This window comes from Variovorax sp. 01T439_2 (assembly GCF_056398445.1).
Window position 1 is genome coordinate 1 of record NZ_JBFTPJ010001166.1, and the last position, 1,552, is coordinate 1,552.

The following is a 1,552-nucleotide window of genomic DNA, read 5'->3' on the forward strand; positions in this document are numbered from 1 at the left end:
GGGCTATTCGCAGCACTCGGGCGTGGTGATCGTGTGCGACGGCACCGAGGCCGCCGCCAAGCGCATCGAACGCGTGCTCTGGAACGACCCGGCCACCGGCGTGATGCGCCATGCGGACGCGGGCTACGACATTGCCGTGGCCACCGCGAAGAAGCAGGGCCTCAATCTGYCGATGGTGCGCTGACCGGCGCATGAAGCAGCGGTAAGCCGAAGGTAGAAAGAAAAAGCGCGCCCATTCCCACTCAGTGGGAATGAAGGCTTGGATGTGGGAACGGCGGGCAAGATACTRCACACCGCATCCACTTTCGACGCCCCGCGATTGGTCCAGATGACGTCCATGCCCGAAGCTTCCGCCCACAACGACCGCGCGCTGCGCGTGCTGTCGGTGCTGGCGCAGAGCAAGTCGGCGATGAGCGCGGCCGAACTCGCCGAAGCCACGGGCCTCGTCAAGAGCACGCTGTACCGGCAGATCGCGGTGCTGCGGCGCTGGGGCTTCGTGATGGAGACCGACGGACGCTATTCGCCCGGCCCCGTGAGCGTGCAGCTCGCGAGCGGCTTCGACGGCAACTCCGACCTCGTCATGGCCGCGCGCGCCGACATGCGCGCGCTCGCGCAGCAAAGCCATGAAAGCGTGGCGCTGGTCACGCTGGTCAACGACCGCGTCGTGTGCCTGGAGATGATCGACAGCGAGCAATCGCTGCGCTGCTCGTTCGACCGCGGCCGCAGCGTGCCGGCGCGCGACGGCGCCAGCGCCAAGTGCCTGCTGGCCCACCTGCCGGCCGACCAGCGCGATGCCTTGCTCGACAGCCTTGGCGACAGCCCTGCGCGCCGTGCCGAGCGTGCCGCCGAGCTCGACGCGATCCGCGAGGCCGGCCATGCCGTGACCCATGGCGAGGTCGACGCGGGCGTCTGGGGCGCGAGCGCACCGGTGCTCGGCCCGGGCCGGCGCCTGCGCGGCGCGATCACGCTCATGGCGCCGCTCACGCGCGCCGGGGGCATGGAAGCTGCATGGGCCGCCCTCACCGTCGTCACCGCGGCGCGCATCTCGCGCGCGCTGCAATAGCCGGTCGCTGCCTTTCTTTCCCTCTTTCTTTTTCAAACCCACGGAAGCCTTCACATGAACACCCGCCGCACCCTCGTTGCCGCCGCACTCTCCAGCCTCACCTTCTTCGGCTTTGCCGCCACCGCGCAGGCGCAGGGCGAGCCGCTGCGCGTGGCCACCGATGCCACCTTTCCGCCGATGGAGTTCGTGGAGAACGGCAAGCGCACGGGCTTCGATGTGGAGCTGGTCGAGGCCATCGGCAAGGCGCTGGGCCGCAAGATCGAATGGATCGACATCGACTTCAAGGGGCTCGTGCCGGGCCTCATTTCCAAGCGCTTCGACATGGCCGTCTCGGCCATCTACATCACCGACGAGCGCAGGAAGGTCGTCGACTTCACGGTGCCCTACTACGCGGGCGGCCTCGTGGTGATGGTGAAGGACGGCAACACGGCCATCAAGGCGCCGGCCGACATCAACGGCAAGAAGGTCAGCGTGCAGGTGGGCACCAAG

2 protein-coding genes and 1 pseudogene are annotated in these 1,552 nt (G+C 68.2%); all 3 read left to right on the forward strand.

The genetic code is table 11. The annotated features are described in order from the left end of the window. A pseudogene (locus AC1DOC_RS33115) lies at positions 1–184 on the forward strand (urocanate hydratase); the annotation flags it as partial. 144 nt (positions 185–328) lie between these two features. Continuing rightward, complete coding sequence (locus tag AC1DOC_RS33120) at positions 329–1,063, forward strand: IclR family transcriptional regulator (RefSeq protein WP_026284237.1); 735 nt, start codon at positions 329–331, stop codon at positions 1,061–1,063. A gap of 54 nt (positions 1,064–1,117) precedes the next feature. After that, positions 1,118–1,552 (forward strand): transporter substrate-binding domain-containing protein (locus AC1DOC_RS33125; protein ID WP_478131504.1); only part of this gene is annotated, 435 nt, incomplete at its 3' end.